Below are 19,112 nucleotides of genomic sequence, written 5' to 3' on the forward strand. Positions count from 1 at the left end.
AAACTATGAGTGAAATTGTAACATCAATATTCGGACAATACGGAACAAGTGGCGCTCTTCAAGCGATTATCGACAAAAGGATGGATAGATTCAAAACCAGAGAATTTACCAAATATCTTTCTTGGGACACCCCTCAGGTTGATCTTTCATTTGCAGATGTCATTGGTAGAAGCAGAATTGAAGCTATCGCATCAGTAATTGGTGAAGATGCCGTATCTCCTGTAAGAAGCAGACAAGGACTTGAGAAGTTAGAGGGTAAAATTCCTACTATTTCTCATAAGTACCTGATGAAAGCTTCTGATTACAGAAACTACATTACTTTACAAAATCAGAATAACGTTTCTGATGATACAAAGAAAAAGCAAATCATTGATCTTATTTTCAATGATGTAAAAAATGCTGCAGACGGTTGTACCGCCAGAGTAGACGTTATGTTTTTACAGGCACTATCAACTGGTAAAATTGATCTTAGTGTTGCAGGCAATCCTGACGGTGTGGCTTATGGTCCAATCGACATGATGCTTCCTGCGGACAATATCCTTACGGCTGATAAAATCTGGACTGATCCAACGGCAAAGCCAACAAATGATTTTGAAAAGGTAATTGCTGCAGCACAGGCAAAAGGCAATGGAGATTTTGCAAAAATTCTCATGACCAGACCAACTTTCAACAAACTGAAAGACTCTGCTGAGATCCAGGCAATTTTCAAAAATTCGAATAAAGATAATTATGCGCTGGTAACACTTGCCAGAGTAAATGATTTCTTTACTTCCAATGGTTTACCGGCAATTGAACTTCAAGATTCATTATTTGGACTTGAGCAGGACGGAAATATTACCACATTCAAAGCATTTGCTGATGATGTGATAGTATTTGTTCCTCAAGGGCAGTTAGGGACTGTAAAGAATGGTCTTGTGGTTGAAGGAGACTTAATGCAAGTATCTGGACATTCTTATGCAAACGTTGACAAAGTTAAGATCGCTAAGTGGTCTAAAACTGAACCAATGAATGAGTTCACAAGAGGACAGTTGCATGCTATTCCGGCATTAACTGCGATCGATGCTGTTTATCATTTAAAACTAAAACTAGCATAATAAATGAAAGTTAGGGATTATTTGTCAGCAAATCTTGAGTTATGGTCGGTTGAAGTATCCGATTCGCTTATTGATGCAGAATTGATTAATGTAGGATTGAATGGCGACTCTGAATACGAACCCGAATTAGAAGTAAAAACTAATACGCTGTTTTACAATTTAATCCCTAAGCTTTTATTATCTCCGAAAAGAGTTTCAGAAGGGCAGTTTACAATAGAATATGATAAAAATGCCATGCTTGCTTACTACAGTATGATTGCTGACCAGTTAGGACTTCCAAACAATTTGGAAAGAAACAAAATTCGTGATCGTTCAAATCTTTGGTAAATGGCAATTAAATATCCATATAAACTAGAAGTATTTGTGAAAACAGATGCTGTTAAAGATGAAAACGGAAACTGGATTCCCGGATCTGAAGAATGGCAGGACTTCGGTAAATGTCGTGATGAAGACAGTCTTTCAAGTACCAAGACGATTTCTAATGATCAGATTAAGTATGAATATACCTGGCTTATTCAATGCCCTAAAAAGCTTAAACCTATTGATGTCGGTTCGAGTATAAGGGTCATAGGATTAAAAGGAGAAACAAGACTTACAGGAGAGGTTTTGAGAGTAAAATACGATCAATTTCACAGCAGAATATGGGTGTAAGAGCAAACTTCAACATGCCGGGCTTAAACCAGTTTATCAATGATGTTTTGGATGCTAAGATTCAGAATATCATTCGAATTATGCGGGTGGTTGGCGAAGATGCTGTGAACGAGGCAAGGTCTTACGCTAAGCAGAATGACTGGCAAGATGTAACCGGAAATCTTAGATCATCTATAGGATATGTTATCACTCTGAATGGTAGTATAGTTGGAGAGGACTTTGAAAAAATTCAGGGCCCTCAACAAACTACGAAGGACGGTAAGAAAATAGGCTATGACTTGGCAATTGATATTGCTAAGGCACTTCCGGAAATAGCATTGGTTATTGTTGCTGGTATGAACTACGCATCAACTGTTGAAAGTAGAGGACGTAATGTACTAACCAGTGCAGAACTCAAAGCCAAATTAAAACTTAATCAATTTCTAAATAGCATACGGTGAGAAATTCAGTAATAGAAGCCAAACAGTGGATTTATAATGAGTTGAAAAATGGAGGTGTTAGTTCTGTTATCACTGGTGATTTATATAAAGACTTTAGACCTGCAGGAAGCACAAAAGAGGATATTGTCGTAAATGCGATCACTCTCAACAGTACTTTCTTTCAGACCGGTGCATTTAACGTGAATTGCTATGTGCCTTACCTAAAAGTAAAGATAAACGCGATAGATCAAAACGTTCCAAACGAAATTCGTTTAAAAGCTGTTTCCGACAAAGTAAAACCAATTCTGGAAAGAAAATTCACTAACAAATACAATGTTGATATAGAGTTTGAGCAAACCATTATGGATGGTAACGATTGCTATATCAACTTCAGACTAAAATTAAACGCATTTAATAATAATTAAAATTCAATAAAATGGCAGGACAGATTAACAATGGTGTAGCGAAAATTGAATTAGCACCAGTTGCTGCAGACGGGGGAATGGGGACCGTCTTTAAAAAATTAGGGGAAACCATGCTAGGAACATTAAAAATCAACATGGAAGACGGTACGACTACTGATTTCAATGTTGAAGAATATGATGAGCCAATTTTCACCAGAACAACAAAAGGAGCAATGTCTTTTGACTTTGATGTTGCCAATCCGGACGCTGATACTCTGGTTGAGGTTGGAGCCGGGACAAAAGATGCCGACGGAAATTACATTCCACCTATTGGAAATGTTACTATCGAAAGGTCTTTAAAAATCACACCTGAAATCGGTTTTGGGTTCAATGTAGTAAGAACTCTTATTACTTACAAATTCACTTCTGATATGGGTAAAGACAACTTACTGGGAGTGTCTGTAAATGCAAAGGTACTCAGACCAACCAAAGAAAATACACCTTCGTTTGAATTGGTGAAATATCCGATTCCAACACCTTAATATTTTTCTTTTCAGCGCACTTGCTTAGGTGGGTGCGCTTTTTTTTAACTACAAAATTTACAATTATGGAAGAAGAAAGAATATTAAGTGAAGAGGAAAAATTAATTGCAGAAGAAAAGGAGCTAAAGGTTTTAAACAGCGTTGGATTTACTGTTAAAACTAAGTTCTGGGGCAAAGAGCTGATTTGGAAGGTGAATAAAATCCCATTGAAAGTAATGTTTGCTCAGAGTTACCGGTTTTTTAAACTTAAAATTAGCCAGGAGAAACAGGAAAGTGATGATTTCCAAGAAATATTAAACTCTCAGTTTAATTCGGTTGCTGACAATGCAAAACTGTGTGCTGAAATAATTGCCATTACAATTCTTGGAACTAAATGGAATAACTGGATTTTCCGAAAGCTATTAACAGAGCACATATTCAGCAATATCAATTCAAGAGAACTACTTGAATTTACACAGAACGTTCTTGCAATGAACGATTACCAGTGTTTTACAATCTCTACCACATTACTAAGCGCAGTAAGAGTGACGAATCCGATGAAGGTAGAGAAAACGGCCTAAAAACTATTTATGGTCTATGTGGTCAGCTTTGCCACCACTTTGGATGGACACTCGATTATTTACTTGAAGAGGTGGACTACGCATTTTTACAAAGAATGCTTATTGATGCGCCTTCATATGATTACGACAAAGATGAAGATGTGAAAAAAGACTCCAAAAAAGGGAAATCATTCAATTACTCTGAATTATCTCAGGAAAGTTTTTTATCACAATTGGAGCAATATAAATAATGAAGAATGAATAATGTAGGAGGAGCTTTAAATTTCAATGCAACGTTGAATTTAGACGAATGGAGGAGGAATGTTACCCAGATCCGCAGGGATATTCTCGGGTTAAATCAACAAACACAGCAACAGACCTCGCAAATGGACACCGCTTTCCGGAATCTTTCTGTTGGTGTTGCAAGTTACTTTTCGGTGCATGTTGTACGTGATTTTATCAACGAACTAATTACAGTACGCGGGGAATTCCAGCAGATGGAAAACGCTATTGAGACAATTACCGGTTCTACTTCCCAGATGAATAAATTAATGGATGAATGGAAAGAACTTACTTTAAGATCTCCATTTCGTTTATCTGAAATTGGACAAGCAGGAAAGCAGTTACTTGCATATGGTATAGATGTAAATAAGGTAACCCATGATATTGAAATGCTTGCCAATGTGGCTTCTGGGGTATCTGCCCCAATTGGAGATATTGCTTACGTGTATGGTACTTTAAAAACACAGGGAAGAGCATATACAAGGGATATTCTTCAGTTTACAATGCGTGGTATTCCATTAATGGATGAATTAGCCAAAGTGATGAATGTAAATGTTTCAGAGCTTAAAGGGTTAATTGAGGCTGGAAAAGTTGGATTCCCAGAAGTTGAAAAAGCAATGAATAGGCTTACATCTGAAGGGGGTAAATTCAATAACCTTATTGCTAAACAAGCAACAACATTGACCGGCTCTGTAAATAGACTTAAGCACGAATTTGAATTGATGCTTAATGAAATAGGAACTAACAACGAAAACATCCTTAAAGGTGGAATAGATGCAGTCACCCATTTAATTGAAAACTATCAGGAGGTTGGAAGAGTTCTATTAACGCTTATTGAAATATATGGTATTTACCGAACTGCTTTATTGGTAACAACAGCGATTCAGAAAGCTTCAATTGCCGTGGAAGCAATTAAGACATGGATTTCATTGGCTAGAAGTATTAGAACTGCTGCAGATGCGCAGGCATTATTTAATCTTACCGCAAAAGCTAATCCTTACACGCTTATAATTACTGTTATAGGCGCACTAATCGCTATTACATATAATTACCGCCAAGAACTGGGAGAGTTAACAGGGCTAATAGAAGAGCAAACAAATTCTCAAAAAGCTCAGGAAGAGGTAATGTCTGAGTATCACAGAAATTTTGCAAAAGGAGTAAATGAAACTAAAGCTAATATCTCCGAGTTAATAAGCATTATAAATAATGAGTCTTCTACTCTTGAAATGCGTAAAGCTGCTTATGAAAAGCTAATCAAAATTGATCAGACTTTCATTGGTGTTCTAGATGGTCAGTATAAAGCAACAAACAGACTTGGCCAAGCATTAGAATTTGTTACATCTAAGATTGATGCATTTGCAATGGCTCAGGCAAAGGCTGCAGCTTCACGGAAAATACTTGAACAATCATTTGAGGAGCAATTTAAACGTGATGCATTAAAAGTCCAGGCTGATGCTGCTCAGAAAGAAGCTGATAAGTGGAAGAAAATGGATGAGGATGCAAGGAAGGCTGGAAAAGCGAGCCTCGAGTACATGAAAAATGCTTATGATGCTGAGAAGAGAAGGGATAAGCTTCTTGAACAACTTGAAAAGCAGAGAAAGGTAGCTAATGAGAAAACCGGTATTTCTAACACAATCATCAGAAGTAACCAGCAGGAAATTAATCAAAAAACAAAAGTTCTAAGACAGTTAGAGCAAGAAGTAAAGCTTGGGAAGCTTAGTGGTGAACAATTAGAACTTAAAAAGAAACAAATTGAAAAACTTACATATGAGCTAAGTGGATTTAAACCTCAGATTATTCAAACACCTGAAGAAATTAAAAAGTCTGAAGGATGGGCTGAAAGGATTAAAGCTCAGATTGAAGAATTGGAAGCACAGGCGCAAAAAGCACCTACTCAAGCAGCATATCAAGCAATTCGGAACAGAATAGACAAGTTAAATGAATTATTAAATCCAAAAAAAAATAAGCAGGAAAATCAACTTGCAGAAATATTACCCGAAGGTTCTATAAAAGAACTTGAAAGAAGAGCTCAGTTGCTAAATGATGCAATTGATACATCGGTTAATGGTATAGTTAAACTTCGAAAGTTAGATAAATTCGGGCATGATAAAGACAAAAAAGGAAATCCGTTTTTAACTGGCGAAACTGTTTCAACTGAAGAAGCTTATAGAAGACTACAGCAATTACAGGATGAAATAGATTCGAAAAGGTATAAGTCTAACAAAGATAGACTGGATGAAACTAAAACCCAGTTTGAAAACTATTATTCTATTGCTTCCTATTACGGAAAAGAAATAGCTGATAAACAATATGCTCCTTTAGTTAGTAAATCTAGAAATTATCTTCAATATGTAGAGGGAGAAGTTAATGCTATTGAAAAACGAATCGAAGCCGGTGAAAAACTTTCCAAATCTGATCAGGAGTATTTAGTTATGCTCAGAAAGGAAATGGATTCTTTGAACGGTTTTGAAGAACCGATTGAAGCGTTTAAGCGTGAGTTCGAAAATACTTTGAAGCTAATGCCATCGTATGTGGATCAGATCGATGCTATCGATAAAGCAATAGATGATGCATTCCAGAAAGAGGGTGGGAATAGTAAGCAATTCCTTGATCAAAAAAAATACCTGGAAGAACTCAGAAGAAATGCTGTACAATCTCAAAAAGAACAGTATGCTCAATTTATAAATGATCATCAAACATTTGAACAGCGCAAGGCAGAAATTACGAAGAAGTACGATGACATCCGTCTTAAGATTCAGAAAGCAAATGTTTCTGATTTAGAAAAGACAAGACAAACTGATGAAGCTAATAAAGCGCAGGCTAAGGATATTTCTTCAATGTCAGTTGAGCTTTTCCAGAAAACAGATTTATGGGTAAAGGCTTTTGGCGATCTTGAAAGGGTCGGTCCAAGGACACTTCGTAAGATGCGTGATGAATTTAAAAATTATCTAGATTCAGATGCTGCTAAGGCATTAAGACCTGATGATCTGAAAACAGTTCAGGATGTCTATACAAAACTTGATGAAACTGTAAAATCTAGAAATCCTTTCCAAGCAATTGGAGTTGCAATAGATAGATATAAACAAAAAAAGAAAGAACTAAATGAAATTGAGAAAACCTCAGGAAAAACTGGAGATAAATACAATGAAAAACTAGACGAAACAAATGGAGCGCTTAAGGAAATATTTGAAGTTTCTTCTGCAGCAGTTTCAGGAGTAGCTGGATTTGCTTCAGGACTTGGATCAGCTTTAGGCATGCTATCAGAAGAATCACAACAAGCTTTAAAGGATGTTGAAAAGTTGGTAGAAGGAGTTAGTAATGCTGTAGCGGGGTATTTCAGTGGCAACTATGGTCAGATGGCTGGCGGAATTGTTCAAATGGTCATGTCTATTTCAAGTTTGATCAGCGGTGATAATGCAAGAGAAAAAAATATTCGAGAATGGCAAAGGGCAATCGATGGATTGAAAAATGCATATGAAGACCTTCAAAGAACAATCGAGAAGACGGCAGGGGAAGCATCAATAACACAACAAAGAGCTTTAATTGCTAATCTTAAACAACAGCAGCAGACATTAAACCAGATGAGAGATTCTGAGTTTAATAAAAAACGTAGAGATGATGACAAGATAGCTTCTTTTACACAGCAAATAGACGATATAAATAGAAAGATAGAGGACTTAGTAGAAAATTTCAAACAGTCTGTTACAACTGTAGAATTCAAAGACCTTTCAAAGCAACTCGCTCAGTCTCTTATTGACGCCTTTTCTCAGGGAGAAGATGCTGCGAAATCTTTCGACAATGTAGTTAATGATGTAATGCGAAATGCAGTATCGAATGCTCTTAGGATTAAAATTCTTGAGCCAGCTGTTCAGTCTATGGTCGATAAACTTTATGCTTCAATGGGATATGGGAATGGCGATACATCTCAGATTACGAATGAAATTAAGCAACTTGAAAAAGAAATTGAAGATACGCAGTTAATTATAGATACCTCAGGAAATTTCCAGGAAGTTAAAGGAGCGAAGGGTTATCTAATGCAATTACAACAAAAAGTCAATGAATTAAAAGAAAGACTAGCCCAATCAGATGTGGGTGGAAGTTTCGATGGATTAACAAAAGAGGAAAGAGATAAAATAAAAGCAATGGGCGAGGAGGCCATGAAAAAATACTTGGAGGCCTTGAAACAATACCAGGATCTTTTCGGGCAGTCCGCTGAAAATGCCCAAGGTCTGAAAGGAGACATTAAAGGAATTACTGAGAAGACGGCCGGAGCATTGGAAGGGCAGTTTAATGCCATGCGAATAAATGTTGCTGAAGCATTGAAGATACACCGAGAAAATCAGAATGTATTTAAGAATCAGTTAATGCAATTAACTCAAATTGAAAGCAATACAAGGAATCTTGTCCAAATGAGAAAAGATCTATCGGAACTTAATTCAAAAGTTAAAAACAGCTTAGCCGGAATCTAATGAATACAGAATATATTTTAAAAGAAATCAAAGCTTTCAGCCCTTGTAAAGAGGGCTTTGAAAAAGCTTACAAAGACAATTCAATAAAGAGCCTTTGCGAACTGTTTTTTGCCAATTCGGATTGGGCTTTGAGGCAAAATTTCCCGTCAAAAGAAGTACTTGAAAAATACCGTGGTTATTATGAAAAATACGGTGTTTACTACAGGCAAAGTACTATAAACAAGGCTGTTAATTTGGCTATCTTTGATAGTGAATGTGAAATAGAATTCACGGGATTTGATGTTTCAGAGATTTTTATTCGTGGAAAGTCTAAAATTACAATAAAAGCATCCGGATATTCTAAAATATTTGTGACGATTTTAGACGATTCGGAATTGAATCTTGAAAGGAGTGAAAATGCTGAGGTATTTGTTTACCAATATGGAGGAGTGGTTAATGGAGATTGTGTGGTAAAACAAAAAACATGGGATTAAAGTGGTCAATTAATGGAAGGGATTTTGCGGAGTTTGGAATTAATGTTTCAGAGTCTAAGGGGGTTCTTGATAAATTAAAGCCACGAGATAGAAATTCTTACACTTGGGCTGAATATCACGGAAAACAAATAGATCTATCTAAACCATATTTTGAAGCGCGAGAAATGGAACTTCAATGCTGGTTAAGAGCATCTGATTCTAATAGGCTGACGGAAAATTTCAATTCCTTTTTAAGTTTATTCGACACAAAATCAACAAAACGATTCTTAATAGAACCTTTTGGTAATAAGGAATTAGCATATGAAGTATTGCTGAATGGATCGGCAGACCTTACAAAAGAGTTTAGAGACGGCCATATGTTTGGTTCCTTTACTTTGAAATTAATTGAGCCAAATCCGATCAAAAAGGTTCTTAAAACTGAACTGGACACTTTTAAACTTTCGTATGAAATAGATTCTGAAACAGAGATTTTCTTTGGTGACGGAACCAAGCAAACCGGCCGGGGAAATGTAAGCCTTACAAAAGACTACTCAGCACCTTCTTATGAGAATTCAGGGTTGTCAATTGTAAGTGCAAGTGGTGTAAATGATCAATATTTTGAAGTGTATTCAGTTCCGGAAAAATCAACAGCCTATCAATTATCTGTTGAAGTAGCTCTACAGACTCCGAAAAATATAAAACTTTACGTTATCGGGCGAAAGCTAAATAATATATATGAGGCAGTTGCTGTAAGTTCTGTTTTCGAAGGGTTAACGGGCAAAAACACCGTTTCAGTAATTCAAGAAGTAAACATGTCGGACTACGGAAAATTCATTTATAAAGTTTTGGATTCTGAAGGGAATGGGATTCCGGGAATAGTTTACAGTAATCCACGCATTGAAACCGCTGAGGTTGTTGGAGAATGGCAAAACATGTTAGGTAAAGAAAAAATAATAATGATCGCTGGAAACATCGAAGACTTGAAAAACCTTCAAACACCGGCGGAAACAATTTGGGAAAAAATATAAAACTATGGATGAACAGGTTAATGTAGTGGTTACAGATTTTATACCTCCTGAAAACGTTGCTACTATTGATAAAAACAGTTTAGTAGGTAATGCTATTTCAAAGGAGCAATTTACACAAGGGCAGAAAGATCAAGATGAAGCTTTTGACAAAAAATTAGCTGAGATAAAACAGAAGGTCGATTCGGATTTCAAGGGAGTTATATCGCCAACTGACCCGACTCCGACAGAAGACGGAAGCTACAAACCAGCAATTTCTTCAGCTGACCCTGGAACAAATTATCCCAATGCTGGAAACCTTAAAGCCATAAAGGGATTTTCAACGATGTTCTACAAAAAAGGAACTGTTTGGACTAAATCAGAAGAGGAAATGCCTCAGGCCTCACAGAATATTACAGCGTTTGAAGCCTTACAATTTCCTGCAGTTGCTGGCACCCAAACGGTTTATAACAATAGCATGTGGGCCGTTAAGTCTGGACAGCAAGCAACAGCAACGGATATACCTTCAATAAATTCAACTATTTGGCAGCCAATTGTAGGAAGTTATATTGTTGAGACAACCTATGATGAAAAGTACAGTTCATCTACAGCTCTTGTAGGGTATTATAATGCATCAGGAGTATTTACATCACATGTAGACTTTAGATGCACGCCAAAGATGTCAGTAACAGGCGGTGAGATTTGGAGATACCGTGGGAAGTCATACTCTTCATTAAATATTAGGGGAGTCTATGGATTCAGGGCAAACGGAACTGTTGTTATTTTAGTTGACGTTGTGAATGCAACAAACTTCATGGAGTTTACGATTCCTTCGGATGTCGTTCAAATAGCTGCAAACTTCTATAACGTGAATGCTGTCAATATGAATATCCAAAAGAAGACAGTTACATATACCGCCGCTTCCATCATAAAGGATGCATTAGGGAACGTTTCGTCTATCAACAATGGCGATCTGACGAAGATCTTTACAAATTTAAAAATAGCTTCGGTTGGAGACAGTATTACAGCTAATGGAGTAGGAGGATCGCTTAAGGGGTATCAGCTTTACATACAGGATAAAATTACGTTCTCAACGTACACGACATACGGGTATCCTGGAAGGCCTCTTTCTACATTCCTAACGCCCGACGGAACAAGCATCATCGAACAGTTTATAAACAATGCTGTTTCTCATGATATATTCACGCTACTAGCTGGGACGAACGACTTTAAGTTGAATATGAGAAATGGTGATGTTGGAACGCTTAATGACTACAAAAACCTAACGTCATATGGGAGTGTTGGAGCTGTTGTTTCATTAAACTTTTATCAAGCCTTGAAAGCTTATGTTCTCCGTTGTTATGAGTTGAATCCGAAGGCGAAAATAATATTCATGACACCATTGCAAAGAGATAATGGAGGATATACATCTTGGTCAACCAACCCAGTAGGTAAAACACTTTCTGATTTTGTAAATGCTATTCGTGAAGTAGCAGCATATGAAAGTATCCCAGTGATAGATTATTTCAAAGAGGGTATTATCAACATGCGGAATATAATGCAATATACTTCAGACGGGTTGCACCCTATTAACGAAGGTTATCAAGGTATGGCTTCGCAAGCAGTTCCAGTGATAAAAAGATTCATATAAATGAATAACATAATATTATACAGAAACGGATCACCCTTGTTCAATTTAATTGAGCGAGGGAAACGTTCTGTTGAGTCTGCAACACTTAACCGGGTAATGCTTTCAGATGATTCAGTTTCGATCAAGCTGAATTCCCGGGAAAAGCTGGATATTCTGATTAACGATTATTTCGTGATTTTTGATTCTGTGTATCGTATCAATACATTGCCGGCATTGGTTAAAAATAGCAATACGTCGTACGAATACAATATTACTGCTCAGGGATTAATGTTTGATATGCAGCGTTGCAAATATTTTAATGCTGACGCAACCGGTTTCGGTCCGGATCTGGAATTTCCTTTGATCGGAACTATTGAGGTTTTCTTGCTTGCAATTAAAAACAACATGAAGCGTTTTGCTGCTAATTGGGAGCTGGGGAATTTTACTAACGGTGAAACTAAAACAATCACTTTCGGGGATGATACTTGCCTATCAGCAATGCAGAAGATTTGCAATGAATTTAAAACTGATTTCTGGATTAAGTATGAAAACGGTAAATATGTTATTCATACCGGAGATTACGGGAAGAAAGTTCCGATCAAGTTTGAATATGGAAAAGGCAAAGGGCTTTATTCACTTTCTCGGAATAATGTTGACGATAACGATATTGTAAACCGGCTTTATGTTTTTGGCGGAACGAACAATATACCAAATGAGTACAGAAATTTCAGTAAGCGTTTAAAATTGCCAGTGGCAGATTATTTAGAAGATCAGAGTTCAATTGCTGGTTTTGGATTAAAAGAGGGATCTATAACATTTGATGAAATTTACCCTCACAGAACCGGAAAGATCACTTCATTAGGAGATACTAAATTCAAGTTCTCGGATTCCAGTATGGACTTTGACCTTAATGAGAAAGAAGCCGACGGGGTAACAACAAAATATTTAATTGCAGGAACTTCTGCTAAAGTGCATTTTAATACCGGTAATCTAGCAGGATATGAATTCGAAATTAAAAAAGGAGGTTACAATCACTCTACAAAAAGTTTTGAAATAATTCCTTTCAAAAATGACCAGGGGCAAAGTTTCCCCGATGAAACGTCAACTGCTTTTCAATTTGCCGTCGGTGATGAATACGTGCTATTGGATATTGTAATGCCAAAAACATATATAGACAACGCCGAAAATGAACTTCTTCAGAAAGGTCTGGAACAATTTGATCTAAACAAGAATGCTAAAGTTTCCTACGACCTCAATGTCGATCCGGCTTATATGGAAAAAATTGGAGTAGGCAAGTTTGATATTGGAGATTACATTCGGGTTTATGATCCTGTTTTGGGAATTGACAAAGTTTTAAGAGTGAACCAGATTACGAATAGCTTTATTGAGTCCTATGATTACAATCCTTTTAGACTAAAAATTGTAATTGCAGACTCATATGAAATCGCATACAGTTCTAAGGTTGAACTTCAAATTAAGGAGATTAAAAATGTTTTATCGATTACCAATTTAGGCCAGATAAACTATTCAAAGCTCGGTTTAAAAACTACCGAAGAGCTTAAGAATCTTGTTTTTGACACCGATGATTATTTTAATCCTGAAAACATTCGACCGAATAGTATTGAAACTAATATGATTTCGGTAGGAGCGAGGTCACAGCAAATCAGCTGCAGTGTTGTCTTCTATGTAATGTTTGAAAACAATAAAAATAAAATAAAAGTCAATCCCGGTATCATCTATTCTCAAACTTTTGACAAAGAATGGAATATTCCGGAGAATGTAGAAACAATTACTGACGATCAGTTCAGATATGTTTACGGAAAATGTTCCAAAACCGATCAAACCGGCTCGATAGTATTCACGCAGGAACAGATCAAATTTGATGCAGACGCGAATGATTACTATTTCTTAATAGGGATTCTTCACTCGGTAGTTGAAAATGTCCGTGTTCTTTCTATTACCGTAGGAACAACAACCATCAACGGGGGATTGATCAGAACCGGAATTATTTCCTCGCTTGATGGACAAATGACAATTAACCTAGACACACAGGAAATAAAAGGTAAAATAAAGTTTACGGATGGTTCAGACGGTTTCACCTCAATTGACAATGGCCTTTTGATGTCCCAGGTTATAGAAGTCGGAAATAATACTGAAAGAAACGCTTTTATATCTTCTGTAACAGATGCAGGTCCAGAAAGTATAAGATTCGGAGCCGGTGCAGATTATGCCCATAAAAATGATGCTGTATTCAAAGTGCTGCATAATGGGCAGTTAATTGCTTCAGATGCAGATATTACAGGGAATATTACTGCTACATCAGGAACATTTACCGGAACAGTCTATGCACAAGCTGGAAAGTTTGGAGACACTTCAGGAACAACATATTTCTCCATTTCGTCAAAAGGACTGGAATCAATTGATGGCTGGATTGCAGTAGGTGACTTTTCCGGCTCAGGTAATGATAAAAAATACGCACAGTTGGTAGCTGATAGTTCAGGCTCTGCGATTTTGTCAATTGTTAATGCAAAATCTGATGGGGTTTTCCACACTGGAATTTCGGTTGATGTAAGAAATGGAACCGGAGGAAATGTAGCACTTGATATTGCAAATGGGGATATTAGGGTGCTTGGAAATACAGGCATCACTACAGGAGTGGTTTTTAAAGATGGACTTGGCAATAACAAACAAATGGTATTTATAAACGGAATATTAACCGCCGTTGGTTAAAATAAAACATAAAATAACGTGTAAAAATGAATGGAAAATCTAAACTACAATATCAGCGAGATAATCGCATTAATCATGTCGGTACTGATAGGATCGGGGGCTTACATTTCGTTTGTTTACATCAAAAACAAGCAGAAAATAAGCGTAGCATACGTGATGGCGGTTTTACTGATCAATCTATGCCTTACCTACGTAGCCTCCGAGCTTTTAAAGGCTTTCAATTGGAGCGAATGGAGAAATCCTTCACTACCAATGGTAGCGTTTGCAGGTCAATACTTGACGGACTGGATGGACAAGAGATATTTAAAAATATTCGACACTGCAGCAAAGCGGGCCGGAATTAAAATAGATGATAAAGATGATGAATCTAACGATAAAACCACGGAAAATGAAAATCAATAAAGACAAATTATACGCTTTTCTGATAGTATTGTTGATCTCGGTTTTTGCCTTTGTAGTAGGTAACATATTCAAAGAAAGTAACGAAAAAGAACTTACTGAATTAAGGAAGATTCAGGAAGAGCAAAAGAATGCACGATACCAATCAGAATTACGAGAACAGGCCGCCAATAGTAAAAGCGACTCTTTTAGAAGCGTCTTAGAAAAACAGAATATTGGGATAGGTATTCTGAACGACAATTTTAAGAATATGAACAATAATATTCTTAACATGAAAACGATGTATGATAAAAATTTCACGGACCTTAAAAATATACAAAATGAAAGCGATCACATTAATTCTGCTTCTATTAATGAGCAATTTGATTTTATCTCAAAATACAAATACAAGGAGTATAGCGGAGGGACAAATCCCTGAAGTATATAAGGGGCTCAAACAAAACGAATACCTAAAGACAAGACTTCAGAAAACCGAATCGGCACTTTCCAGTGCAAACCAGCTTATCAATGAACAAGACAAAGCATTAACTGTCAGTAAAAATTTATTGACCGCAAAAGATGAAGCTATGGGAACCGTCCTGGAAATTTCAAAGCAAGATAAAATTGCAGCGGAAGAACGAGAAAAGCAGTTAAATATTGATATTTCTTATTTACAGACACAGATGGAGGTGGTAAAGAAAGAGGCGGATATTAAACAGCGGAAAAGGTTTTGGAATGGCGTCAAAATTGGCGGTGTTTCAGTCGCTGTGCTTGGGGTTGCTGGACTTATTTTGATGAATAATAATTAGGAAACAATGACAGCATTAGAACTATCAAATAAATACAAAACGCTTTTGAGTAAAAACGGAATTAATACTCCGTTGAGAAAAGCGCATTTTTTTGCACAGGCAGACCATGAGAGTGGCTTAAAAGCAAAGACTGAAAATTTGAACTATGCCGCAGATAGTCTGCAGGGTGTTTTCGGAAGTGATAGAATTTCTTTACAAGATGCCAGGCGTTACGGGAGAACATCAATTCAGGTTGCTAACCAAACAGCAATTGCGAATATAGTTTACGGAGGTGAATGGGGTAAGAAGAACCTTGGAAATACGCAACCTGGTGACGGGTGGAAGTTCAGAGGCAGAGGCATTTATCAGATCACCGGAAGATCAAATTATCAGCAATTGACAGACTGGGCAAAAAGTAGAGGATTCCAAGTTGATTATGTTGCAAATCCGGATCTGCTTTTAAATGAATCAGATTCCATTATCGCAGCAATTTGGTATTGGAATACTAGAGGCTTGAATAATTTTGCTGATCAGGATGATATTTATTCAGTTTCAAAAATCATCAATATGGGAAGCCTTAAAAGGAAAGGAACTCCGAAAGGCCTAGAAGGCCGGAACAATAAGCTGAAGTACTACAAGACCGTTTTTAAATAAGTTCATCTTTCGTTCGAAAGAAGGAAATCGGAAATCGTTTTGCGTTTTCTGCAATAAAAATTCCCCACTTTTAGGTGGGGATTGTTTTAATTTTGTGGAAGTTTATACAATTCAGTGTATTTGCAGTTATCACAAATATAAACTTCAAAAGCTTGCACTTGATCATGGTTAACTGCTATCATTCCGTTTTGGTCAACATACCCTCTTGGCATTACTGTATTTCCCTCCACCTTTAATATGGGATGATTCTGTGTTCCATTAATGGTTTTTCCTTCATTGATACAGACTACTTGTCCTTGTACGTTTTTAGGCATGATTTATTGTTTTTAATTGTTAAGCGACCAATATACAAACAATTCAAACTCAAGCCTTACGGTTTCCCGTAGAGTTATTACTACAGCATGTCCGTATATTTACGGAGTTTTTTTTAAGAGACAAGAACAAGTCAAGTTTTTTTCAGCCTCCTACGGGAGGTTTTTTATTTGGTGTTGTTTGGTTTTAAACCGACACCATGGTATTGATTGTCTGTGTCATAAAGATGCGTAAAGCCTTGTTCAGGTTCAATAAGTTCAATAACCGAGCAGTCTAACGCATCAGCTATTTTCTGAATTAAACCCACCTTAGGATTTCCCTTCATTTGTTTATTGTAGTTAGGATATGTCATGTCCATTTTTTGACACAATTCTTCTAATGTCATTCCTTTTTTCGCAGCAACAGCTTTGATCCTAAATTTCATTCCCAAATATAACATATACCAGTTAGTTTACAAAATATTTACAAATATACACTAAATAGTTGATATTTAATTTGCATATCTTTACTAAATGGTATATATTTGCTACAGAAACATAAACAAAATGGTCATGAACAACCCAAAATTGATAATACACCTTTGTGCAGATATTGGAAGCGACAGTTTGTTTTATCGAATGTCAGATGAATATGAAGTCGTAATGGTGGGCAAAGAAATAGGGGTTGAAAACTATGAGCCTCCAGCTAATGTTTATGGTATTATAGCAAATCCAGTTTGCACTGAATTCTCAACAGCCGGAGGATTTGATAAAGTTAATGATCTTGAAAAAGGTATGATCCTGGTTAATCATTGCTTAAGAATAATAGAAAAGGCAAAGCCGGTATTCTGGGTTCTTGAAAATCCTTTTAATGGAAGATTAAAAGAAATAATAGGCCCGCCAAAAGCAACCTATCAACCGTGGCAATATGGCAGTCCCTGGACAAAGAAAACAGCACTTTGGGGTGAATTTAATATGCCGGCTCCATTGTTTAAAGAATGGGAAGATGTACCAAAGAATGAAAATCTTTACGTACGGCCAGGCAGGAAAAAACCTGGGCTAGTTTATTTTCATAAATCAGCTGTAGAACTTATTCCTGAATTTCAATGGGCAAAAGACAAAATAAAATGTGATGCTGACATCAGATCAATGTGTAGTCGTGGTTTTGCTGAACATTTCTTTTTAAATAATAAATAATTAAACAGAAAATATTGCATCATGAATTTACTAAATATGACAGATTTTGTTTTACAACAAAGAGAAGAACACTATAGCAGAAACACAGATAAAATAGAAGTGATAGAGAGCTATGCTCACTTTCTAAAACAGCCATTGGCGTTGGGAATGTTTGTTCCTGTTGATTTTGTTGGAAACGTTCTTAATGAACCTAAGATAGAAGAGTATGATATTTTAAAAGACATACTCATTAAATTTAATTTCGAGAACGATCTAAAGCGATATAACGAAATCAATAAGAAGGTTTTGTTTGAAGGCTGGACTCATGAAGATAGATATGGCTGGGTTCAACATCACGAACTTGGATTGGAAATAAATACAGAAACAGGTACTTTGGCTATTTTCCACGAAAACGGGATTGGTTATGGATATGTGAAAAAGGTTGAAGATTTAGTAAGTTACGCATTAACATTAACCCCTTCCGCTTTAGAGGCTATAGGAATAAAATAAAAATAATGAAAATAATTGATTTGATCAAAAAAGCTGAGTCAGCGCAAGAAAAATGCGACACATACTGCAGTAAGATAGTTTGCCAAATATTGAAGGGGTATAAAAGAACTCGAGAGGATTATCTTGAAGATGATTTTGTAAATAGTTTAGCATGTTTTATTCAAGCAGGCGATGGTATGGTTTTAACTGATGCGGATGGATCTAATGTGCCTCCGACAATAATTGAAGATATTATTATTAATCAAGGTTTTTTCACATACAAGGATTTCAGAGAATCAAGAATTTAACCCCACGGAGTAATCTCCTCTAAGTGTAAGAATATGGAAAATGAAAAAAAAGAACTATTAAGAATTTTAATAAAGGTTGTTGAATCGTTAGAATTAATTGGTAAAGCAACTGGTGAGGAGATGCCATTAACGGTTGCAGATGCTAAAAAAGTAATAAAAAAGTATAGTTAACCCCACGGAGTAGTCTCCACAAAATATAAGAATATGGAAGAATATCAAGAATTATTCAATTATATGAGTAATGAACATAATGTTACTTTGCTTCAACAGGATATGGATGAAATTATCCGCATAGTTAAAAAAATACAATTAGATAAAGGCGGAAATACAATAATTGATACAAAGACGTATTTGGAAATGAAAAATAGTAACGAATCAATACCTGAATTTAAAGAGGTAATACAACAGTATATTTATGAATTTGATCAATTCGATTTATCGTACAGTAATGTTAAATTAGCAAAAGATTTGCTTAAAAAGTACAATACAACTCATTAATTTGAGTTTTCATGGTTATTAGTTTTATCCTCGGAGAGATCCGGGGATTTTTGTTTTCGTAACTTAGTTTTAAAATTAACCATGGAAATTGAAGGAACTATTTTAAAGGTAAAGAAACGTTATACTAGAATTGAACTCGATGATGGTACTAAGTTAGACCTAATGTACAGGAAAAGCGATAACTACATTGTTTCCGGATTAAAAAAAGGAGATTGGCTGGAAGCAACTGTAACAGTTAAAAAGTATAGACTTTGGCGAATGCGCATTGTTGGGTATTATTTAAGTAAAGTGAAAGTATGATGATTCCTTAAAAAT

At 36.2% G+C, this 19,112-nt stretch carries 25 protein-coding genes; 23 read left to right on the forward strand and 2 right to left on the reverse strand.

Annotated features, from left to right (window positions below; translation table 11 throughout):
• Positions 1 to 5: 5 nt before the first annotated feature.
• The 17 genes from EL165_RS20985 to EL165_RS21065 all read left to right on the forward strand — a co-directional run bounded on the left by EL165_RS20985 (position 6) and on the right by EL165_RS21065 (position 16,036).
• Positions 6 to 1,094 carry a major capsid protein gene (locus EL165_RS20985; RefSeq protein WP_002984517.1) on the forward strand — a complete coding sequence of 363 codons (1,089 nt, stop codon included), beginning with the start codon at positions 6 to 8 and terminating at the stop codon, positions 1,092 to 1,094.
• A 3-nt stretch (positions 1,095 to 1,097) separates the two neighbouring features.
• Positions 1,098 to 1,421, forward strand: a complete 324-nt coding sequence (locus EL165_RS20990) for a DUF6706 family protein (protein WP_002984515.1) — start codon at positions 1,098 to 1,100, stop codon at positions 1,419 to 1,421.
• Positions 1,422 to 1,745 (forward strand): hypothetical protein, encoded by a 324-nt coding sequence (locus tag EL165_RS20995; protein ID WP_002984513.1) that lies wholly within the window; start codon positions 1,422 to 1,424, stop codon positions 1,743 to 1,745.
• Positions 1,736 to 2,185 (forward strand): hypothetical protein, encoded by a 450-nt coding sequence (locus EL165_RS21000; protein ID WP_002984512.1) that lies wholly within the window; start codon positions 1,736 to 1,738, stop codon positions 2,183 to 2,185. The genes EL165_RS20995 and EL165_RS21000 overlap by 10 nt, the downstream gene beginning before the upstream one ends.
• Positions 2,182 to 2,589: a hypothetical protein gene (locus tag EL165_RS21005; RefSeq protein WP_002984510.1), complete on the forward strand. Its 408-nt coding sequence runs from the start codon at positions 2,182 to 2,184 to the stop codon at positions 2,587 to 2,589. The genes EL165_RS21000 and EL165_RS21005 overlap by 4 nt, the downstream gene beginning before the upstream one ends.
• An 11-nt stretch (positions 2,590 to 2,600) precedes the next feature.
• A complete protein-coding gene (locus tag EL165_RS21010) occupies positions 2,601 to 3,110 on the forward strand; it encodes a hypothetical protein (RefSeq protein WP_002984508.1) in 510 nt (169 codons plus the stop codon).
• 65 nt (positions 3,111 to 3,175) lie between these two features.
• Positions 3,176 to 3,670 (forward strand): hypothetical protein, encoded by a 495-nt coding sequence (locus EL165_RS21015; protein WP_002984506.1) that lies wholly within the window; start codon positions 3,176 to 3,178, stop codon positions 3,668 to 3,670.
• 71 nt (positions 3,671 to 3,741) lie between these two features.
• Complete coding sequence (locus tag EL165_RS21020) at positions 3,742 to 3,900, forward strand: hypothetical protein (RefSeq protein WP_228370588.1); 159 nt, start codon at positions 3,742 to 3,744, stop codon at positions 3,898 to 3,900.
• Positions 3,901 to 3,906: 6 nt separating this feature from the next.
• Positions 3,907 to 8,400 (forward strand): tape measure protein, encoded by a 4,494-nt coding sequence (locus tag EL165_RS21025; protein WP_002984502.1) that lies wholly within the window; start codon positions 3,907 to 3,909, stop codon positions 8,398 to 8,400.
• Complete coding sequence (locus EL165_RS21030; RefSeq protein WP_002984500.1) at positions 8,400 to 8,873, forward strand: hypothetical protein; 474 nt, start codon at positions 8,400 to 8,402, stop codon at positions 8,871 to 8,873. Before EL165_RS21025 ends, EL165_RS21030 begins: the two co-directional genes overlap by 1 nt.
• Complete coding sequence (locus EL165_RS21035; protein ID WP_002984498.1) at positions 8,864 to 9,880, forward strand: phage tail family protein; 1,017 nt, start codon at positions 8,864 to 8,866, stop codon at positions 9,878 to 9,880. The genes EL165_RS21030 and EL165_RS21035 overlap by 10 nt, the downstream gene beginning before the upstream one ends.
• A gap of 4 nt (positions 9,881 to 9,884) precedes the next feature.
• On the forward strand, positions 9,885 to 11,507 hold the full coding sequence (locus tag EL165_RS21040) for an SGNH/GDSL hydrolase family protein (protein WP_002984495.1): 1,623 nt from the start codon (positions 9,885 to 9,887) through the stop codon (positions 11,505 to 11,507).
• Entirely contained in the window at positions 11,508 to 14,216 is a 2,709-nt protein-coding gene (locus EL165_RS21045; protein ID WP_002984493.1) for a phage tail family protein, read from the forward strand.
• A gap of 30 nt (positions 14,217 to 14,246) precedes the next feature.
• Positions 14,247 to 14,618 (forward strand): hypothetical protein, encoded by a 372-nt coding sequence (locus tag EL165_RS21050; RefSeq protein ID WP_002984491.1) that lies wholly within the window; start codon positions 14,247 to 14,249, stop codon positions 14,616 to 14,618.
• Positions 14,605 to 15,033, forward strand: coding sequence for a hypothetical protein (locus tag EL165_RS21055; RefSeq protein WP_002984489.1), 429 nt, complete (start codon positions 14,605 to 14,607; stop codon positions 15,031 to 15,033). The genes EL165_RS21050 and EL165_RS21055 overlap by 14 nt, the downstream gene beginning before the upstream one ends.
• Entirely contained in the window at positions 14,936 to 15,403 is a 468-nt protein-coding gene (locus EL165_RS21060) for a hypothetical protein (RefSeq protein WP_126358689.1), read from the forward strand. Before EL165_RS21055 ends, EL165_RS21060 begins: the two co-directional genes overlap by 98 nt.
• A gap of 6 nt (positions 15,404 to 15,409) precedes the next feature.
• Positions 15,410 to 16,036, forward strand: a complete 627-nt coding sequence (locus EL165_RS21065) for a glycoside hydrolase family 19 protein (RefSeq protein WP_002984484.1) — start codon at positions 15,410 to 15,412, stop codon at positions 16,034 to 16,036.
• Positions 16,037 to 16,122: 86 nt separating this feature from the next.
• Here EL165_RS21065 and EL165_RS21070 read toward each other — a convergent pair whose 3' ends face one another.
• Entirely contained in the window at positions 16,123 to 16,350 is a 228-nt protein-coding gene (locus EL165_RS21070; RefSeq protein ID WP_002984481.1) for a hypothetical protein, read from the reverse strand.
• A gap of 164 nt (positions 16,351 to 16,514) precedes the next feature.
• Complete coding sequence (locus EL165_RS21075; protein WP_002984479.1) at positions 16,515 to 16,787, reverse strand: helix-turn-helix domain-containing protein; 273 nt, start codon at positions 16,785 to 16,787, stop codon at positions 16,515 to 16,517.
• 112 nt (positions 16,788 to 16,899) lie between these two features.
• Between EL165_RS21075 and EL165_RS26120 the strand changes: the two genes are divergently transcribed.
• From EL165_RS26120 to EL165_RS21100, 6 genes are all read left to right on the forward strand, one after another.
• Positions 16,900 to 17,523 (forward strand): DNA cytosine methyltransferase, encoded by a 624-nt coding sequence (locus EL165_RS26120; RefSeq protein WP_198418440.1) that lies wholly within the window; start codon positions 16,900 to 16,902, stop codon positions 17,521 to 17,523.
• 21 nt (positions 17,524 to 17,544) lie between these two features.
• Positions 17,545 to 18,012 (forward strand): hypothetical protein, encoded by a 468-nt coding sequence (locus tag EL165_RS21085; protein ID WP_002984474.1) that lies wholly within the window; start codon positions 17,545 to 17,547, stop codon positions 18,010 to 18,012.
• A 5-nt stretch (positions 18,013 to 18,017) separates the two neighbouring features.
• Positions 18,018 to 18,299: a hypothetical protein gene (locus EL165_RS21090; protein ID WP_002984472.1), complete on the forward strand. Its 282-nt coding sequence runs from the start codon at positions 18,018 to 18,020 to the stop codon at positions 18,297 to 18,299.
• A 33-nt stretch (positions 18,300 to 18,332) separates the two neighbouring features.
• Positions 18,333 to 18,470, forward strand: coding sequence for a hypothetical protein (locus tag EL165_RS25960; protein WP_002984471.1), 138 nt, complete (start codon positions 18,333 to 18,335; stop codon positions 18,468 to 18,470).
• Positions 18,471 to 18,503: 33 nt separating this feature from the next.
• Positions 18,504 to 18,797 (forward strand): hypothetical protein, encoded by a 294-nt coding sequence (locus tag EL165_RS21095; RefSeq protein WP_002984468.1) that lies wholly within the window; start codon positions 18,504 to 18,506, stop codon positions 18,795 to 18,797.
• Between the two features lie 81 nt (positions 18,798 to 18,878).
• Complete coding sequence (locus EL165_RS21100; RefSeq protein WP_002984466.1) at positions 18,879 to 19,097, forward strand: hypothetical protein; 219 nt, start codon at positions 18,879 to 18,881, stop codon at positions 19,095 to 19,097.
• The last annotated feature ends 15 nt before the right edge of the window (positions 19,098 to 19,112 follow it).

This window comes from Chryseobacterium gleum (assembly GCF_900636535.1).
GTDB lineage: Bacteria > Bacteroidota > Bacteroidia > Flavobacteriales > Weeksellaceae > Chryseobacterium > Chryseobacterium gleum.

What these genes read in the sequence shown, in the direction of transcription:
- EL165_RS20990 (WP_002984515.1), top strand. Translation starts at nt 1,098, where the DNA reads ATGAAAGTTAGGGATTATTTGTCAGCAAATCTTGAGTTATGGTCGGTT.
- EL165_RS20995 (WP_002984513.1), top strand. Translation starts at nt 1,422, where the DNA reads ATGGCAATTAAATATCCATATAAACTAGAAGTATTTGTGAAAACAGAT.
- EL165_RS21060 (WP_126358689.1), top strand. Translation starts at nt 14,936, where the DNA reads ATGAAAGCGATCACATTAATTCTGCTTCTATTAATGAGCAATTTGATT.
- EL165_RS21075 (WP_002984479.1), bottom strand. Translation starts at nt 16,787, where the DNA reads ATGTTATATTTGGGAATGAAATTTAGGATCAAAGCTGTTGCTGCGAAA.
- EL165_RS21090 (WP_002984472.1), top strand. Translation starts at nt 18,018, where the DNA reads ATGAAAATAATTGATTTGATCAAAAAAGCTGAGTCAGCGCAAGAAAAA.
- EL165_RS21070 (WP_002984481.1), bottom strand. Translation starts at nt 16,350, where the DNA reads ATGCCTAAAAACGTACAAGGACAAGTAGTCTGTATCAATGAAGGAAAA.
- EL165_RS20985 (WP_002984517.1), top strand. Translation starts at nt 6, where the DNA reads ATGAGTGAAATTGTAACATCAATATTCGGACAATACGGAACAAGTGGC.
- EL165_RS26120 (WP_198418440.1), top strand. Translation starts at nt 16,900, where the DNA reads ATGAACAACCCAAAATTGATAATACACCTTTGTGCAGATATTGGAAGC.
- EL165_RS21015 (WP_002984506.1), top strand. Translation starts at nt 3,176, where the DNA reads ATGGAAGAAGAAAGAATATTAAGTGAAGAGGAAAAATTAATTGCAGAA.
- EL165_RS21065 (WP_002984484.1), top strand. Translation starts at nt 15,410, where the DNA reads ATGACAGCATTAGAACTATCAAATAAATACAAAACGCTTTTGAGTAAA.
- EL165_RS21025 (WP_002984502.1), top strand. Translation starts at nt 3,907, where the DNA reads ATGAATAATGTAGGAGGAGCTTTAAATTTCAATGCAACGTTGAATTTA.
- EL165_RS21085 (WP_002984474.1), top strand. Translation starts at nt 17,545, where the DNA reads ATGAATTTACTAAATATGACAGATTTTGTTTTACAACAAAGAGAAGAA.
- EL165_RS21050 (WP_002984491.1), top strand. Translation starts at nt 14,247, where the DNA reads ATGGAAAATCTAAACTACAATATCAGCGAGATAATCGCATTAATCATG.
- EL165_RS21045 (WP_002984493.1), top strand. Translation starts at nt 11,508, where the DNA reads ATGAATAACATAATATTATACAGAAACGGATCACCCTTGTTCAATTTA.
- EL165_RS21030 (WP_002984500.1), top strand. Translation starts at nt 8,400, where the DNA reads ATGAATACAGAATATATTTTAAAAGAAATCAAAGCTTTCAGCCCTTGT.
- EL165_RS21095 (WP_002984468.1), top strand. Translation starts at nt 18,504, where the DNA reads ATGGAAGAATATCAAGAATTATTCAATTATATGAGTAATGAACATAAT.
- EL165_RS21010 (WP_002984508.1), top strand. Translation starts at nt 2,601, where the DNA reads ATGGCAGGACAGATTAACAATGGTGTAGCGAAAATTGAATTAGCACCA.
- EL165_RS25960 (WP_002984471.1), top strand. Translation starts at nt 18,333, where the DNA reads ATGGAAAATGAAAAAAAAGAACTATTAAGAATTTTAATAAAGGTTGTT.
- EL165_RS21055 (WP_002984489.1), top strand. Translation starts at nt 14,605, where the DNA reads ATGAAAATCAATAAAGACAAATTATACGCTTTTCTGATAGTATTGTTG.
- EL165_RS21000 (WP_002984512.1), top strand. Translation starts at nt 1,736, where the DNA reads ATGGGTGTAAGAGCAAACTTCAACATGCCGGGCTTAAACCAGTTTATC.
- EL165_RS21100 (WP_002984466.1), top strand. Translation starts at nt 18,879, where the DNA reads ATGGAAATTGAAGGAACTATTTTAAAGGTAAAGAAACGTTATACTAGA.
- EL165_RS21035 (WP_002984498.1), top strand. Translation starts at nt 8,864, where the DNA reads ATGGGATTAAAGTGGTCAATTAATGGAAGGGATTTTGCGGAGTTTGGA.
- EL165_RS21040 (WP_002984495.1), top strand. Translation starts at nt 9,885, where the DNA reads ATGGATGAACAGGTTAATGTAGTGGTTACAGATTTTATACCTCCTGAA.